Origin of the sequence: Thiocapsa sp., from assembly GCF_035467215.1 — a bacterium.
Taxonomy (GTDB): Bacteria; Pseudomonadota; Gammaproteobacteria; order Chromatiales; family Chromatiaceae; genus Thiocapsa.
In genome coordinates, this window is record NZ_DATITZ010000119.1 from 1 (window position 1) to 15,656 (window position 15,656).

The following is a 15,656-nucleotide window of genomic DNA, read 5'->3' on the forward strand; positions in this document are numbered from 1 at the left end:
TTGGCATCTGGCGGAAATTCTTGATCGAGACGTGGCGTGCCACACCCTCCTACTTTGCGCTGAAGTTTCCGGCTTTCGGGCGGGGTTGGCGACAGGGGTGGGGGATATTTTGAGGGGGTTTGCCCAGATTCGCGCAAACCCCGCCGAAATCCCAGCCTCCCCAAGCACTGCAGACGCCCGGCCGCGCCAGAACCCGGAAACTTCAGCTTTGCGTATATGAAAGCCAATCCGTTGGATGGTACTGGCTTTTGCTGTACCTTGCAGTCCGGCCGTAGCTCCCCGCCGCTGAGTCGGGCCATGACCGGCAAGTGGACCGACCCCGCATTGAAGCAGCGCTACCCGCAGCCGCACAGCGGGAACCATCGCCCATGTCAACATGGTCACGCTATTGGTCCGCGGTTACCTCGGGGCAATCTCGTTGCGATTTCAGAAGAAGCCGAACCACAGATACAAAAAATGCGAGCGCCGGAAAGAGAGAAAACGGTACGAGCGAGAAGTAAATCCAACGATTCGATACGACTGATGGCACTGAATTCACCAAGGATTTCGCATGAGTACGCTCATTGATAAAGGGGTTGAAAAAGGTCTAATCGCCTTTGACGCAGAACAAAAGAACATCACCTACATCGTTCAGAATAAGCGGTTTCGTTTCACTGACTCGGAGGAGAAGGTTCGAGCGCATGCCTATCTATCGCTCGTCTTTGACTACGGCTACGCACCCGAGCAGATCGATATTGAAGTCGCGGTCGAGCACCGCGTTCCCAACATTTTTTCGGACATCGTTGTCTATGCCGATCTTTCGCTGAAGAAACCGCTGATCGTCGTCGAATGCAAGCGGGAGGAAGCCAGTCAGGGCGAACTGGACCAAGGAATTGAGCAGGGTTTCGGGTACGCCAATTCGATGGATGCAGATTTCGTCTGGTTGACCTCCGGCATCCGCAACGACTATTTCCGTCGCGACCGCATCGCGCCAAGGGAACGCACCGCCAACCGCCTAGCCGATCTGCCCAAGGCCGGACAACGCGAGGTATCCCGCGCCAAATTTACGAAGGGCGGGGTCGATGGTTTCGAGCTGCGCACCGTCGAAGAGAACGAACTCACCCGCATCTTCAGACAGGCCCACGATGCCCTCTGGGCGGGTGGCAAACGCAACCCGGCGGAAGCCTTCGACGAACTCGACAAGCTAATCTTCTGCAAAATCTGGGACGAGCGCATGCCGCGCAAGAAAGGCGAGCCCTACGACTTTCAGGTCTTCAGCGACGACAAGGGCGATGCCCTCAAGCGGCGTATTCATGCCCTGTACCAGAACGGTCGCGCCAAAGATCCGGAGGTGTTCAGGGAAGATATCCGCCTGTCCAACGCCGAGTTGCAAACCGTGGTCGGCTACCTGGCCGGCACCAACCTGCATGACACCGACCTGGACAGCAAGGGCCGCGCCTTTGAAACCTTCATGACCGGCTTTTTCCGGGGCGAGTTCGGCCAGTATTTCACCCCGCGCAAGATCGTTCAGTTCATCGTCGATGCCCTGCCCATCACCAATGAAAGCGTGGTGCTGGATACCTCGTGCGGCAGCGGCGGGTTTCTCCTGCATGCCCTGGACAAGGTCCGCAAGCAGGCAAACGACTATCACGACCCGGACTCGCGGGAACACTGGCAATACTGGCACGACTTCGCCGAGTGCAACCTGTTCGGCATCGAGATCTCCGAAGGCATCGCCCGCACCGCCAAGATGAACATGATCATCCACGACGACGGGCATACCAATGTCATCGCCTTCGATGGCTTGGAACCGATCGACAAGATGCCGGCCAAGACCAACAAGCGGCGCGGATTCCAGCGGGATGGTTTCGATTTCATCATCACCAATCCCCCCTTCGGCTCCAAGATCAAATTCGCCGAAAAGCGCTACCTGGAGAACTACCGGCTCGGCAAGAAGGGCGTGGACTGGATCGATGCCAAGATCAACAACGTCAACCTGCTACGTGAAAACATCCGCGAACAGCAGACCACCGAAGTGCTGTTTATCGAGCAATGCCACCGCTTCCTCAAGTCCGGCGGCTATCTGGCCATGGTCATCCCCGACAGTATCCTCACCAACAGCAGCATGCAGTACGTGCGCGACTGGATCGAAGAGCATTGGCGCCTCGTCGCCGTGGTCTCGCTGCCTCAGTTCGCCTTCGCCGCCAATGGGGCGGGCGTGAAAAGCTCAGTGCTGTTCCTGAAGAAATACGCTGCCGCCACCACGGCGGCCATCCAGTCCATCAAGACCAAGGCCCAGGACGACCTCTTCGCCAAGGATGCCTTGGGCGTCGCGCTGGAGGCACTGATCGAGGAAAAGAGGAACACGATCAAGCGCGGCGACGCAGTCATCCAGACCATCGAAAATGAACTGGTTGCCAGGCTCGATGCACTGGCGGCGCAAGGGACTTTGACGGCGGCCATCAAGCGCGAACTCAAGGCCGAGGCCAAGGCTGCCATCGCCGCCCATAAGGACACCGACGCTTTCAAGGAGTGGCTGCAAGTCACCGGCGACGATTTCAACGAGCGCATCGAAAACCTGCGCGAAACGCTTGAGGATGATTTTCTCGCGAAGGTCAAGGCCCAACTCGACGACTACCCGATCTTCATGGCGATTGCCGAGGATATCGGCTATGACGCCACAGGGCGTCCAACTCCCACCAATGAGCTGGAAACCGTTGCCATTGAGTTAGCGCGGTTTGTGGCTCACATTGATAAGGGAGATTCGCGCCCTTTTGTCTGACCCCCGGCTTGGATGAAGACAAGGTCTTCATCGTCAACCGGGGGGAAACAGATTTGCGACTCGACGTACCCTTTCATCGGCCGTCATTGGTTCGATACATACAACGCATTGATGCGCATCCGGCTGGCATTGAGCCGATCCGAAATCTAGCAATCAAAGTGGTTGATGGACCTTTCGGCACTCAGTTAAAAGCTGATGAATACGTCGATTCCGGCATACCGTTGATTCGTGTGTCAGACGTGCGTACAGGAAAGATCTCCCGAGATGGTCTCGTATACATCACCCCAGAGAAGCAGGACGCACTATGCCGCAGCAGGGTGCTTCCAAACGATGTTGTGCTAACGAAAGCTGGCGCGATCCTGGGTTATGCAGCGGTTTTTCCGGATAGCCTTGTTGAAGGCAACATTACTTCTCACTCTGTTCTAATTCGTTGTCAAGATAGAATCTTGCCGCAGTTTCTTGCCTATTTCCTAAGATCAGCGCCAGGCCAGCGACAAGTGTATCGCTGGGGAAACAAGGCAACGCGTCCAGAATTGAATACTCAAGAGGTAAAGCGAATCCACGTTCCTTTACTCAGCATCGATAAGCAACGTGAGATTATCGCGATAATGAGTGAGGGTGAGCGTCGGAGCGAGACATTTTTAGCTGACGCCATGCGGCTGCTGTCCTCCATCGACGACTACCTCCTCGCCGAACTCGGCATTACCCTGCCGCCCGAGCCGGAAAAGACCATCACCAATCGCACCTTTTTGGCCCAGCGGCATGCATTAGCGGGTTGGCGATTTGATCCACAATTTCACAAACCCTGGTTTGTAATGGTAAATGAAGCTCTGAATTCATGCCACTATAGAAAGCCACGAATCCGAGACTTATGCCACCTACCGGTTGGTGGCGCAACTCCAACACGCGGCGATGATTCCCTATACGCGCAAGAAGGCGTGAAATTCATTCGCATAATGAATGTTGGAAAGGACGAGTTGGTTCTGAATGACGTTAAGTACATCAATAAATTCGTGCATGAAAAGGATCTCTTTCGCTCTCAGCTTTCGGAGAACGATATATTAATGACGATCACTGGCCGTGTGGGCACCGCTGCTGTCGTAACGCAAGACATCCTCCCTGCCAACATTAATCAGCATATAGTTCGATTGCGATTGCGAGTCAGTGACTGTTATCCAGACTACTTGTCTCTATATCTGAATTGTTCTTTAGGGACTATTTTGAGCAACCGCCCTGTGACGGGTGGTACGAGGATAGCGCTTGACTACCCAACAATTTCAGCACTTCAAGTTCCGCTACCCCCCAGAGATGTTCAGCGGAAAATACTTGGGCGCGTGGGAGAACTTCGAGCGGAAGCTAAACGCTTCCGTCAACAAGCCGAAGTCGAAATAGAAGTCGCCAAGCGCCGGATCGAGGCCATGCTATTGGGAGAAACGGCGTGAGCACGACCTTTCGCGGTGTCCTTGCTGAATCACTGGGCGGCTTTCTGGTGGTGCGCGGCTTTGCCCGGCTCAGCGAGTTGTCCAGGCATTCCTTCGCCGATGACTACCAACGCGATATCAAGCCGGATCATCGGGCCGCGATCCAACGGTTCTTCGAGCGCGGCGAATACCTCTTCTTTCCCGAGGTGGTGTTGTCGCTGGAACTCTTGACCGATTACGAGCAGTCCGGAGCACCGACCGATGATCCTGTAAAGCTGCTCTTACAAGGCCAGGGCTTCAAGTCCAACGTCAATGGCGTCAGCTTCAAGCCCACCCGCACCAGGACCGCGATCGACCTGACGCGGGTCAACCTCACTATTCCCGACGAGGCCGGTACGGTGCTCAAGCGCATCGACGGCAACCACCGTATCAGCGCCTTCGAGGCAATGAGCGACAAGGAACCCCTGGACCGCAACCCCGTTTCGTTCTGCATCGTCCTGCTACCCCAAGGTCAGGCCCGGCAGAGCGAGAAGGCCCTGTTCTATAACATCAACAGCAAGGCACTGCCCTTGACATCGGAAGAGGTTTACAAAGGCATCATCGAGGACGAGGCGGGCTTTCCGGACGATGTGCTGGACAAGGATTTCGGTCCTGAGTTTGTGCTGTGCCGAGAGATCCGCAAGATCCTCAACTTTGACTATCTGCCCCACCTGCGTGGCGTGTTTGGTCAGCACGCGGGACAGGAGGACGGGCGATGCTCGGTGCTGGTCGAGTCTTTGCGCGACTTGCAGCGGGAGCGGGAACGGTTGCAGGATGCCTCCCCTCTACCCGGTCGCGTCCAGTTTCTGCAAGCGATTCAGACGGTTCATGCCAGCTATGCGGACGAGCGCCTGGCGCGTAGCACATCCAGGGGCCTGTTCTCGGCGTTCCTGTTCTTCGCCCTCCAAGGTGGGCCACGCTACCGGCTGTTGGAAAACTGGGTTCTCAAGAACCACCAATATGAACTGCAAACCATCAACGCCTCGGATCTGATCCGCATCTTCGAGAAGGTGGCCGAGTCGCGCCGGCGACAGATCTTCGTGTCCATGCAGTTCAAGATTCCGGGCCAGAATGGCCAACTGCTCGATAACCCGAACTGGAAGGCAATCGAGTCCGCTATCGTGGAATTGAATCAGGAATACCAGTGCGATTTAAAGCTCAAGCCCATCCGCGTCGATGAATTCGACAAGGGTTTCTCATATCCGATCAGCAGAGAGATTTTTCAGTTGATCGAGGAATCGGGCTATCTGATCGCCGATCTGACGGCGGGAAACAAGAATGTTTATCACGAGATCGGGCTTTTGATGGGCTTGAATCAAGCGTGCCTCAAAACGCACGACAACTTTCTACTTCTGCACAATGGCAGCATCGGAGATGTCAGCAAGGATTTCGGATTCAATCTCGCCGATTTCAAACAGCTTCGCCTCACCGACACCCACAGCATTTGCAGGGAGGTCAAAAGACAGGTGTCCATTTACTATGGACTCATCACGGGCTGATCGCAGGTGACACGACTCGTCCAATCAGAGGGGAGAACGCCTGAGTTCAGTCGCTTCACCATCTACGTGGACGAAAGCGGCGACCACGGCCTCGAGAGTATCAATCCCGAGTATCCGCTGTTCGTGCTGGCCTTTTGCCTGACGGCCAAGGAAGACTACCGGACGGCCATCGTCCCCGAGATCGTCGGCTTCAAACATCGCTGGTTTGGACATGAGGCGGTCATTCTCCACGCCCATGAAATCCGCAAGGAAAAAGGCGATTTCGCCTTTTTGTTCGATCGATCAGTCCGCCAGGCTTTTCTCGAGGAACTGACCGACCTCATGGGACGATTACCGTACACGCTGATCGTCAGTGTCATCGACAAACTCAAGCTGAAGAACCACTACAAGGCGCCGGACAATCCCTATTCCATTGCCATGCAATTCTGTCTGGAACGCGCGTTTCTGTTCCTGCGGGAGCAAGGCGAAGCGGACCGGCTGACGCATGTTCTGGTGGAGTCGCGCGGTCCCAAGGAGGATGCCGACCTGGAACTGGCCTTTCGCCGCATCTGCGACGGGACCAATGCCTGCGGCTGTCGCTTGCCGTTCCAGGTGGTGTTCGTGGACAAGAAACAGAATCTGGCCGGTCTGCAACTGGCCGATCTGGTCTGTCATCCGATCGGTCGCCATCTGCTCAAGCCGGAGCAGACGAACCGAGCCTATGCTGTGGTCGAGCGGAAGATTCGGCGCAACGGCGCAGGCCGAATCGAGGGCTATGGGCTGAAGACCTTTCCCTAGAAAGCAGAAGGGGCACGGTCTGCACCGCGCCCCAACGCCGATCGGGAACTCCCAATCCATTTGGCGCTAAGATAGTCGCGTCGACGAAGCTAAACAAGCCCCGGTCGCCCGGACCGGGGTGCGTATCGAGCTGCTTCTCGAAATGGACGATTGTGGCGGTCAGGGAGCCGCCAGTTCTGCAGGCAGGATCGAGCACGTTCTCACGCCCAGTTTCTTTCGAGCCCAGACTGGGATCGACACGGGCCAGCATGAACTCGGTGACGGCACGCAGGGTGCAGATCTCGCCGGCGTTTCGCAGGTCGTCGAGCTGGCCTCGCGCCTTGATGTCGTGGACGTCGATGGTCTCCTCCGTCTTGATGGTCGTGCTGCGTTTAATGGTATCAATCAGCGCTGGTTTCATCGCGACGCCTCGATGCGAATGCCTTGTGCCGACGCTCGCGCAGCTCGGCCTCGAATCCTTTCGGATCCTCCATGTCCTCCCAAGCACCGGCGAAACGCATGACGTCGGAAACGGTTGTCGGAGGCTCGCGCTCCAAGCCGAGTCGAAAGAGATGAATGATGTCGAACACCTCCGGCATCCTCCGGGTATCGCCGAACACGGCAGATGAGAGTGGGGTCGCCAGCGCGACCGGCAACGGTTAGGGCTTGAGGCTAGCCCCGGAGCGGGGGCCGGTCAATTCAGCAGTGACGAGACCCAAAGAACACCCGGGTGAGGAGTTCGGAAACACGGGGCCAGTTGCATAAACGCCTTGGGCCCGAGCGGCGAACCCGGGCGGCACGTGCCGCCCGGTCGGACTCAGTCCTTGTTGCTGTTAAACATCTGCATCGGGTTCGGCATCATCTTCATCGGGTTCATGCCGCTTCCCCCGCGATCATCCTCGCCGGGTCCGTAGCCGGGCCCGTATTCGGGACCATAACCCTGCCCATAGCCCGGTCCGTAACCCTGCCCGACGCCGGGTGCCGGGGCATAGCCCTGGTCATAGCCTTGGCCGTAACCGGGCGCGTAACCCTGGCCGTAGGGGGGAGCGGACGGATAGCCTTCCGCGGCGCCTCCTCCGTACCCGGGGGCTTGTCCGTAACCCGGCACACCGCCGTATCCCTGCGGGGGGATCTGCTGCATCGGAGCACCGCCCATTTGCGGATCCGTGTAACCGGGCGGAGGCCCGTAGCCTTGGCCGGGTGCGCCGCCATACCCCGGCTGCGGGGCTCCGTAGCCGGGTCCCGCTCCGTATCCCGGCGCGCCACCGTAACCGGGTGCGCCCTGTGGGTAATAGCCTTGGGGATAGCCCTGCGGGGGCGGATAATCGCCCTCACCGCGGCGGTCCTTGTTGCCGCCCATCCATTTGGATGGATTCATCATGTCCCCCATGTCGACTGCGAATGTCGGTCCGCTCAGGATCAGGGTCGCAATCCCGGCCGTCAGTGCTGTCTTGATGATGCTCATAGCGCTCCGATGTGCTCCTCGTCTGTTGTCATGAAGTTTTCTCCTCGCCAGTCGATTATGGACCCTGCGAGACCGGATGCCATCACCCGGTCATGGCTCGGCAACGATGCTGCATGCGAGAAGCTGGGTTAAGATTGCCGCGGCTGCAACGGGCAACGAGAAACCCGTGACTTGGCCCCGCTCAAAAAGACACTTCAAGCAGAGTTCGACCCGAGCCAAACACCGGAGAACCCCACGCGATGACGAACCCACTGAGCGGTTTCAGTCCACCTGCGCGCGGCCTGCTCGTCGCGGGCGCCTTCGCGCTCGTGATCGGACTCATGAAGATTGCGGCTCCGATCCTCGTGCCGCTTCTGCTGGCGGTTTTCATTGCGATCATCGCCACTCCTGCGCTTAAGTGGATGCGGCAACGCGGCGTGCCGAAGTGGGGTGCGCTGGCGGTCATCATCTTCGTGCTGCTCGACGTCGGCAGCCTCTTGGCCCTCGTCACCACGGGCGCACTCGAGGGCTTCAGGGATAGCCTGCCGACCTATCAGGAACGCTTCACGCTGCTGAGCGATCAGCTCGGGGGCTGGATGGAAGGCGTCGGCGTCGGCGGATCGCGCGAGGCGATCCCGGATCTCCTGGATCCGAACAAGGTTGCGGTCGCTGTTCGGTATCTCTTATCGAACGCCAGCGGATTCTTCGCGACCGGACTCTTGGTGCTGCTCGCCGTCGTCTTCATCCTGCTGGAGGCGAGCTCGTTGCCCGCCAAGCTGAAGGTCGCCTTCCGGATGACCGAGGCAGGCAACGCGCGCCTGAAACGCCTGTTGGACTCGATCAAGCGTTACATGCTGATCAAGAGCCTGACCAGTCTCGGTACTGCCGTGTGCGTTTGGCTCTGGCTGTGGTTTCTCGGCATCGACTTCGCGGTGCTCTGGGCGGTGCTGGCGTTCTTCCTGAACTTCATCCCCGTCGTCGGCAACATCGTGATGATGATCCCGGCGGTCCTGCTCGCCCTGGTGCAGGTGGATGTGTCCACCGCCCTCTGGGTGGCGGTCGGTTATCTCGTCATCAATACGGTCATCGGCAATGTCCTGGAGCCCCGGATCATGGGCAAAGGGCTGGGCATCTCGACGCTGGCCGTTTTCATTGCGTTGCTGTTCTGGGGATGGATGTTCGGCACGGTCGGCATGTTCCTGGCGGTGCCGCTCACCGCCGCCCTGATCATCGCGTTGGACGCGAGCCCGCATACACGCCCGATCGCGATCCTGCTCGGCCCTGCGATCGAGCCCGAGCCCGAGCCCGAACAAAATAGCCCGACCTGATCCTCGGACATGGGCTGCCGACACTTTTGCGGCGAACGGCGATTGACGTTGCTCTCTGTCTAAGCGGTCATCGCCGAGCCGGGCTCCGGGCGTCGATCGAGCACCTTCGCCGAAGGGATCGCCGACCCTGTCCGGTCGACGTCCCGATGCCCTCAGGGCACCCGTATCGCGTGAAACATGCGTCCGTCGACCCGCTGGACCAGAACCGCAACGGACCGACCGGATTGGATCGCATCCAGGATCCGGTTGAAACCCGCCAGATCCTGAACCGACTGGTTGTCGAGCATCAGGATCACATCGCCCGCGACCAACCCCGCCTGCTCAGCGGGTCCCGGCTCGACCCCTTCGACCAGCACACCGCCGGCGACGACGGCCAACTGCTCGCGCTGCTCGGGCGTGATCTCCCCCACGAAGAGTCCGATCCGATTCGCGGACACCTTCTCCGGCGCACTGCGGTTAGCGGCGATCTGATCCTCTTCCGGTAGCTCGCCGATCTCGACATCGAGATCGACCATCTCGCCGATTCTGAGCACTTGCAACTTCACACGCTCGCCGACCGGCGAAATCCCCACCATGGGCGGCAAGGCGCTCGAGGTCGGGATATCCCGTCCGTTGAAGGTCACGATGATATCGCCCGGCCGGACCTTCGCAGCCTCTGCCGGACTCCCCGGCAAGACCTGTGCAACCAATGCCCCGCGCGGCTGCTTCATCCCGAAGGATTCGGCAAGCTCCCGGGTCACGTCCTGAATCAACACGCCCAGCCAACCGCGGCTGACTCGGCCCGTGGTCTGCAGCTGATCGACCACGTCCATCACGACATCGATCGGGATCGCGAACGAGAGCCCCATGAAACCGCCCGTGCGGCTGTAGATCTGACTGTTGACCCCGACCACCTCTCCTTCGAGGTTGAACAAGGGACCGCCCGAGTTGCCCGGATTGATCGCTACGTCGGTCTGGATGAAGGGGATGTAGTTTTCGCTCGGGAGACTGCGACCCTTGGCGCTCACGATCCCCGCGGTGGCGGAGGACTCGAACCCGAAGGGCGAGCCGATTGCCAGCACCCACTCGCCGACCTTGAGGTCCTGCGCAGCGCCGATCTTGGCCGCCGGGAGCCCCTCCCCATCGATCTTCAGGAGCGCGATGTCGCTGCGTTTGTCCGTGCCGACCAAGGTCGCCACGAACTCGCGCCGATCACTGGTGCGCACGATGATCTCCTCCGCACCCTCCACGACATGGGCATTGGTCAGAACGGATCCGTCTGCCGAGATGATGAACCCGGACCCGAGCGAGCGCGATTGCAGACTATCGTCCGGAAGGGCGCCGTCTTCGCCGAAGAAATGCCGGAAGAAATCCTGCAGGGGACTGTCTTCCGGGAGATCGGGGACGGAAAATTCAGGCAAATCCGTGGCCGCGATCGGCGCCTGCTTGGTGCTGATATTGACCACCGAGGGGCCGTTCTCGGCGACGAGATCCACGAAGTCGGGAAGCATCCGGCTGGCCGCAAGACCGGGCATGAGCGCGCCGCAGACCAATGCCGCGAGGGCGAAGGAGAAGATCGGGATGGGACGCATGGATGCTCCGAGATGAAGGGGTTCGATCGGGCGGCCGCGACGAGCGCGGCGGCGCGGGTGTCGCGTGATCGCGTCAGGGGGGCTGTCGAGGCCTCCTTGGCCGCATGAAAGGCTCGGCCCGCCGGGCTGATGCGCCGGAAGGTCGCGTCGATGGCTCGGATCGGCGGCGACCCGAATCAGGGCGCCGTCGGAATCCCGACCGGCACGCCCCGCTCGATGCGACAGACCACTGCTTGCTGCCCCGGGCGAGTCCGGGAGCGCGCACTGTAGCCGCGCAGCCAGAGCAACGCCAGAGCGAACCCGAGTGCGGCACCGAGAAGCACCGCCGCATCGCCGAAACCACCTTCGGCGAGACCGGCAAGGGCTTCTCCCGCAAGCGCGCCGCCGAGCAGGCCCGCCAACGGGACGAAGTAAACCGCAAAGGACGCCGAAAGGAGACCTTGCTCTGAGATCCCGAGCATGACGCGTTCGCCGACCGCCGCCTGCGCCTCGTTCAATGCTTCGACATGAATCGAGCCGCGCCCGAAGTAGCGCTCGATCAGCGATGTCCCGCAGGCGCCGTGCGCAGCGCAGCCCCCGCAGACCGTGCGCCGCTCGATCCGGACCCGGGCATTGGGACCGTCAATCGAGACGACGACACCAGATTCTTCGATCATCGGCGGGTTACTCCGGCGGGTTCTCGACAGGTCGAGCGCCGAGTACGGCCGCTTCGACGGTCGCGGACGGAACCTCCCCGACAGCGGTAATTTGGTAACCGTCGACTTGCCGACCGGCCGCATGCACGGCACCGATATGTGTGGCTCCGCTCAGCCCGTCGCGGGTATCGTCCTCGATATAGACGGAATAGGCGGAAAGACGATCGGTAAAGAGGAAGTGCTCCACCACCGCGCCGCTCGGGTGATCCATCACGCCGTGGCTCACCAACTGAAAGCCGGGCGGTCGCTCGTCGAAACGCCAGCGGCCCTCGACCCGAGCCGCCGGAGCGCCCCGCAGACCGGCGGCCTCCACCCTCGCAGGCACAGTCGGGGCATCCGTATCGACCGTGATGGCGGTGAACATCAACTGCTCCAGCGACGAGCCGTTGCTGTCGATCAGGTCGGACTTCAGCGGAAGGAAGGTCTCCTGATCCACATAGAACCGGTACCCGTACCTCAAATCATCGCGCGGGATGATCCCGACCACCTCGGTATCGCGCCCGGCGACCCGCGCCACCCCTTGGATCTCGATGCGATAGTAATCGCCGAGCAGCTCCGGGGAGATTCCGTCGGTGTTCAAGAGTCCGCCCGCTCCGGACGGGCGTTTGACCGAAATCGGATGCCCGTCGGGCAGCACGCACATCACCCGATCGCGCTCGCGGGTCACGGCCTTGACGGGACCGCTCAAGGACAGCAAACGTTCCTGGATCTGCCCCTCTTCGTAGCGGTGCACCAGGTGCAGTGCCTCGAGTCGGTTGTCGTGAGAGTAGACCAGCGTCCCCTCGTAATTGAGCGACCTCAATGCCTCGGCCATGCGCTGAAGGAGGTCGCTCGCACGCTCGGTCACCTCGTCGGCAAGGCTTGCCTGGACCACCAGCGACAGCACGAGAAACAGGACCAGCCGGGCCGGGAACCGCGGGTTAACGGCCCGCTTCATAGCCGACGAAGGTCGCATAAGGCAGCATGCCCTTGGCCCCGGTCGTCGGGGCGGTCTCTTGGTGGGTCACGAGGTAGAGATCTAGCTTGTTGGCCAGCTCCGGGCGGTCCAGATCCCAACGCTTGGCGGGGACGACGACGGTAGCCGGCTGCGCGGCAAAGGTCGGCGCCGTGGCGGGGCCGTTGGGAAGCGGGCTCACGCTGTCGAAGAGGCTCGGCGCCACGAAAACCGCAAGGAAGGCGGCCGCAGCCGCAAGGGCAATGCCGGCGATCGGTCGTTTCGGTCGGGGCCGCTCGGCACTGCGTCCGCGTGGAGCAAAGACGACGGGCTCCTCTGCGATCCGCTCGCGAACCGCTTCGGCAACCCCGCGATAGGGTCTTTGAACGGACTCGCCGCGAATCGCCGAGCCGATCGCGTGATAGCGCTCCCACGTACCTCGCAGGTCGGGATCGCGTGCGATCGCGTCGACGAGGCGTGCGGTACCGGCGGAATCGAGCACGCCGTCCTGAAGCTCGGAAATGCGTTGTCGTAGCTCGTCACTCATTGCTGCATGCCTGGGCTGAGAATTCGTCTGTTGGATGGCCGGAGCCGCGGGGTCATCTCGATACCCGCGGCCGGACGTTTACGCCGCCGAACGGACCCGGTCTCCCATGCCGTCGACCGCTCGCTGCCGTTTTGACGCCTGAGAGTCGTCATGGTTCGAGGAGCGGCCTCAACCGCTTGTCGATCGCATCCCTGGCACGAAAGATCCGCGAGCGCACGGTACCGATCGGGCACGCCATCGCGGTCGCGATCTCCTCGTAGCTCATGCCCTCGAGCTCGCGCAGGACGATGGCTGTACGCAGATCCTCGGGGAGGTCGTCGAGCGCGCGCTGCACGGTCTGCGCGATCTCCTCGGTCAGGGCCAGCCGCTCGGGTGTGCCCGAATCGCGAAGGCGAACGCCCATGTCCATCTGCTCGGCGACCTCGGCCTCGACATCGTCCCCGGGAGGGCGACGTCCCTGAGCCACCAGGTGATTCTTCACCGTATTCACCGCGATGCGGTAGAGCCAGGTGTAAAAGGCACTCTCGCCGCGAAATGCCGGAAGTGCGCGGTATGCCTTGAGGAAGGCGTCCTGGCTGATGTCCATCACCTCGCTCGGATCACGGATGTAACGCGAGATCAGGTTCGCCACCTTTTGCTGGTACTTCAACACCAGAAGGTCAAAGGCGCGCTTGTCTCCGCTTTGGGCGCGCGACACGAGCACCTGATCGGCGTTGCGCTCAGACATGGACACGAGCCTTGGCGCTGCTGACCAGCAATTCCGTTGGCATGGACAATTCCCCGATTCGGAAGTTCGTGAGCCCCCTCAAGTGCGGCCGAGGTCACCCAAATAAAGCGACAAACCTTGATCCCGCCCATGAAATGGGTGAGTTTACGGCGAACCGCCCCAGTCGCCCAACTCAACCGAATCAAACTCGGGAGAGCGCATCGCGAAGGCGCCGAACCTCAACCCGTCCCCAACGCCCGTGCGCCCCATTAGGAAGGTTCCGATCATGCCAGCCAACCCCCATCGCTACGACGTCCTGATCCTCGGCAGCGGCGCCGCCGGATTAAGCCTCGCACTGCGCCTGCACGAGGATCTTTCGGTCGCCGTGATCTCCAAGCGCGAGCTCAGGGAAGGCAGCACGCTCTACGCGCAAGGCGGCATCTCGGCCGTGTTGGATGCGACCGACTCGATCGAATCGCACGTGCAGGACACGCTCAAGGCCGGTGCCGGGCTGTGCGACCGGCGCGTGGTCAAGCAGATCGTGGAGCGCGGACCGGACAACATCCGCTGGCTGCTCGGTCAGGGTGTGGAGTTTACACGCGACGAAGCCAGTGCATCGACAGGCGGCTATCACCTCACCCGCGAAGGCGGCCACACCCATCGGCGGGTCATCCACGCCGCCGATGCGACCGGCCGTGCCGTGGCGACGACGCTCGAGACCCAGGTGCGCACCAAGCCGAACGTCACCCTGTTCGAGCAGCACATCGCCGTCGACCTCATCACCTCCAAACATCGCCCCGGCAAGAAGGATCACCGCTGTCTGGGCGCCTACATCCTGGATTTGGGCACGGGACAGGTCGAAGTCTACCTTGCACGCTTTGTTGTCTTGGCGACCGGAGGGGCAAACAAGGTCTATCTCTACACCAGCAACCCGGATGTCTCCACCGGCGACGGTATCGCAATGGCCTGGCGTGCCGGTTGTCGGGTCGCGAACATGGAGTTCATGCAGTTTCACCCGACTTGTCTCTATCACCCGGAGGCGCGCTCCTACCTGATTACCGAGGCATTGCGCGGAGAAGGCGCGCGTCTATTGCTGCCCGACGGCGAGCGCTTCATGCCGCGCTTCGATTCCCGTGCGGAGCTCGCCCCGCGCGACATCGTGGCACGCGCCATCGACCACGAGATGAAGCGACTCGGTACCGCCTGCGTCTATCTGGACATCTCGCACCGGCCGGCCGATTTCGTCATCGAGCATTTCCCCACCATTTATCAGCGTTGCCTGGAGCTGGGGATCGACATCACCACGGACCCGATCCCGGTGGTGCCGGCCGCGCATTACACCTGCGGCGGCGTCATGGTCGACGGGCGGGCTCGCACGGATCTGCCCGGCCTCTACGCAAGCGGGGAGACCGCTTACACCGGCCTGCACGGGGCGAACCGGATGGCCAGCAACTCACTTCTGGAGTGCCTGGTGTATTCGGAGCTTGCAGCCAACGACATCGCACGCCTGATGAACGAGGTCCCGCATCCGCCCGAGGTGCAGCCCTGGGACGAGAGCCGGGTCACCGAGCCGGACGAAGAGGTGGTGGTCACGCACAACTGGGACGAGCTGCGCCGCTTCATGTGGGACTACGTCGGCATCGTGCGGACCAACAAACGTCTGCGCCGCGCCAAACGCCGTGCGGACCTGCTGCAACAGGAGGTTATCGAGTACTACAGCCGATTCCGGGTGAGCAACGATCTGATCGAGCTGCGCAACCTGCTCGAGGTCGCGGACCTGATCATCCAATCGGCGCTGCGCCGGCGCGAGAGTCGCGGGCTGCATTACACCCTGGATTTTCCGGACAAGGACGCGACCCAACGCACCCCGACCATCCTGATCCCTGACAGTTACCGGCCACGCAGCGGCGATTGATCGCAATGGTCTATGACTCAATGCTCAAGATTGACCTAGC

The 15,656-nt window shown here is 60.9% G+C and carries 13 protein-coding genes; 6 read left to right on the forward strand and 7 right to left on the reverse strand.

Annotation, left to right across the window (positions count from 1 at the left end; genetic code table 11):
- Window positions 1-550: 550 nt before the first annotated feature.
- The 4 genes from VLR48_RS06830 to VLR48_RS06845 are packed head-to-tail and all read left to right on the forward strand — an operon-like array spanning window position 551 to window position 6,497.
- Window positions 551-2,761 carry a restriction endonuclease subunit M gene (locus VLR48_RS06830; protein ID WP_325291055.1) on the forward strand — a complete coding sequence of 737 codons (2,211 nt, stop codon included), beginning with the start codon at window positions 551-553 and terminating at the stop codon, window positions 2,759-2,761.
- 8 nt (window positions 2,762-2,769) lie between these two features.
- On the forward strand, window positions 2,770-4,203 hold the full coding sequence (locus VLR48_RS06835; protein WP_325291056.1) for a restriction endonuclease subunit S: 1,434 nt from the start codon (window positions 2,770-2,772) through the stop codon (window positions 4,201-4,203).
- A complete protein-coding gene (locus tag VLR48_RS06840; protein ID WP_325291057.1) occupies window positions 4,200-5,720 on the forward strand; it encodes a hypothetical protein in 1,521 nt (506 codons plus the stop codon). Before VLR48_RS06835 ends, VLR48_RS06840 begins: the two co-directional genes overlap by 4 nt.
- Before the next feature lie 6 nt (window positions 5,721-5,726).
- Window positions 5,727-6,497: a DUF3800 domain-containing protein gene (locus VLR48_RS06845; protein ID WP_325291058.1), complete on the forward strand. Its 771-nt coding sequence runs from the start codon at window positions 5,727-5,729 to the stop codon at window positions 6,495-6,497.
- Window positions 6,498-6,877: 380 nt separating this feature from the next.
- On the opposite strand, the gene VLR48_RS06850 is transcribed toward VLR48_RS06845, so the two are convergent.
- Window positions 6,878-7,066, reverse strand: a complete 189-nt coding sequence (locus VLR48_RS06850; RefSeq protein ID WP_325291059.1) for a hypothetical protein — start codon at window positions 7,064-7,066, stop codon at window positions 6,878-6,880.
- A 227-nt stretch (window positions 7,067-7,293) separates the two neighbouring features.
- Window positions 7,294-7,941: a hypothetical protein gene (locus VLR48_RS06855; protein ID WP_325291060.1), complete on the reverse strand. Its 648-nt coding sequence runs from the start codon at window positions 7,939-7,941 to the stop codon at window positions 7,294-7,296.
- Window positions 7,942-8,180: 239 nt separating this feature from the next.
- Between VLR48_RS06855 and VLR48_RS06860 the strand changes: the two genes are divergently transcribed.
- On the forward strand, window positions 8,181-9,248 hold the full coding sequence (locus VLR48_RS06860; RefSeq protein ID WP_325291061.1) for an AI-2E family transporter: 1,068 nt from the start codon (window positions 8,181-8,183) through the stop codon (window positions 9,246-9,248).
- A 152-nt stretch (window positions 9,249-9,400) separates the two neighbouring features.
- Here VLR48_RS06860 and VLR48_RS06865 read toward each other — a convergent pair whose 3' ends face one another.
- The 5 genes from VLR48_RS06865 to rpoE form a co-directional block, all read right to left on the reverse strand.
- Complete coding sequence (locus tag VLR48_RS06865) at window positions 9,401-10,819, reverse strand: DegQ family serine endoprotease (protein ID WP_325291062.1); 1,419 nt, start codon at window positions 10,817-10,819, stop codon at window positions 9,401-9,403.
- Between the two features lie 176 nt (window positions 10,820-10,995).
- On the reverse strand, window positions 10,996-11,475 hold the full coding sequence (locus VLR48_RS06870) for a SoxR reducing system RseC family protein (protein WP_325291063.1): 480 nt from the start codon (window positions 11,473-11,475) through the stop codon (window positions 10,996-10,998).
- A 7-nt stretch (window positions 11,476-11,482) separates the two neighbouring features.
- Window positions 11,483-12,451, reverse strand: coding sequence for a MucB/RseB C-terminal domain-containing protein (locus tag VLR48_RS06875; protein WP_325291064.1), 969 nt, complete (start codon window positions 12,449-12,451; stop codon window positions 11,483-11,485).
- Window positions 12,435-12,995, reverse strand: a complete 561-nt coding sequence (locus tag VLR48_RS06880) for a sigma-E factor negative regulatory protein (protein WP_325291065.1) — start codon at window positions 12,993-12,995, stop codon at window positions 12,435-12,437. Before VLR48_RS06880 ends, VLR48_RS06875 begins: the two co-directional genes overlap by 17 nt.
- 148 nt (window positions 12,996-13,143) lie before the next feature.
- Window positions 13,144-13,722 carry an RNA polymerase sigma factor RpoE gene (gene rpoE, locus VLR48_RS06885; protein ID WP_325291066.1) on the reverse strand — a complete coding sequence of 193 codons (579 nt, stop codon included), beginning with the start codon at window positions 13,720-13,722 and terminating at the stop codon, window positions 13,144-13,146.
- A 265-nt stretch (window positions 13,723-13,987) separates the two neighbouring features.
- On the opposite strand from rpoE, the gene nadB reads away from it, so the two are divergent.
- The gene (gene nadB, locus VLR48_RS06890; RefSeq protein ID WP_325291067.1) at window positions 13,988-15,616 is read left to right on the forward strand and encodes an L-aspartate oxidase; all 1,629 of its coding nucleotides are present in this window, start codon (window positions 13,988-13,990) and stop codon (window positions 15,614-15,616) included.
- Window positions 15,617-15,656: the final 40 nt, after the last annotated feature.

What these genes read in the sequence shown, in the direction of transcription:
- VLR48_RS06830 (WP_325291055.1), top strand. Translation starts at nt 551, where the DNA reads ATGAGTACGCTCATTGATAAAGGGGTTGAAAAAGGTCTAATCGCCTTT.
- VLR48_RS06855 (WP_325291060.1), bottom strand. Translation starts at nt 7,941, where the DNA reads ATGAGCATCATCAAGACAGCACTGACGGCCGGGATTGCGACCCTGATC.
- VLR48_RS06860 (WP_325291061.1), top strand. Translation starts at nt 8,181, where the DNA reads ATGACGAACCCACTGAGCGGTTTCAGTCCACCTGCGCGCGGCCTGCTC.
- VLR48_RS06865 (WP_325291062.1), bottom strand. Translation starts at nt 10,819, where the DNA reads ATGCGTCCCATCCCGATCTTCTCCTTCGCCCTCGCGGCATTGGTCTGC.
- VLR48_RS06870 (WP_325291063.1), bottom strand. Translation starts at nt 11,475, where the DNA reads ATGATCGAAGAATCTGGTGTCGTCGTCTCGATTGACGGTCCCAATGCC.
- VLR48_RS06875 (WP_325291064.1), bottom strand. Translation starts at nt 12,451, where the DNA reads ATGAAGCGGGCCGTTAACCCGCGGTTCCCGGCCCGGCTGGTCCTGTTT.
- VLR48_RS06880 (WP_325291065.1), bottom strand. Translation starts at nt 12,995, where the DNA reads ATGAGTGACGAGCTACGACAACGCATTTCCGAGCTTCAGGACGGCGTG.
- rpoE (WP_325291066.1), bottom strand. Translation starts at nt 13,722, where the DNA reads ATGTCTGAGCGCAACGCCGATCAGGTGCTCGTGTCGCGCGCCCAAAGC.
- nadB (WP_325291067.1), top strand. Translation starts at nt 13,988, where the DNA reads ATGCCAGCCAACCCCCATCGCTACGACGTCCTGATCCTCGGCAGCGGC.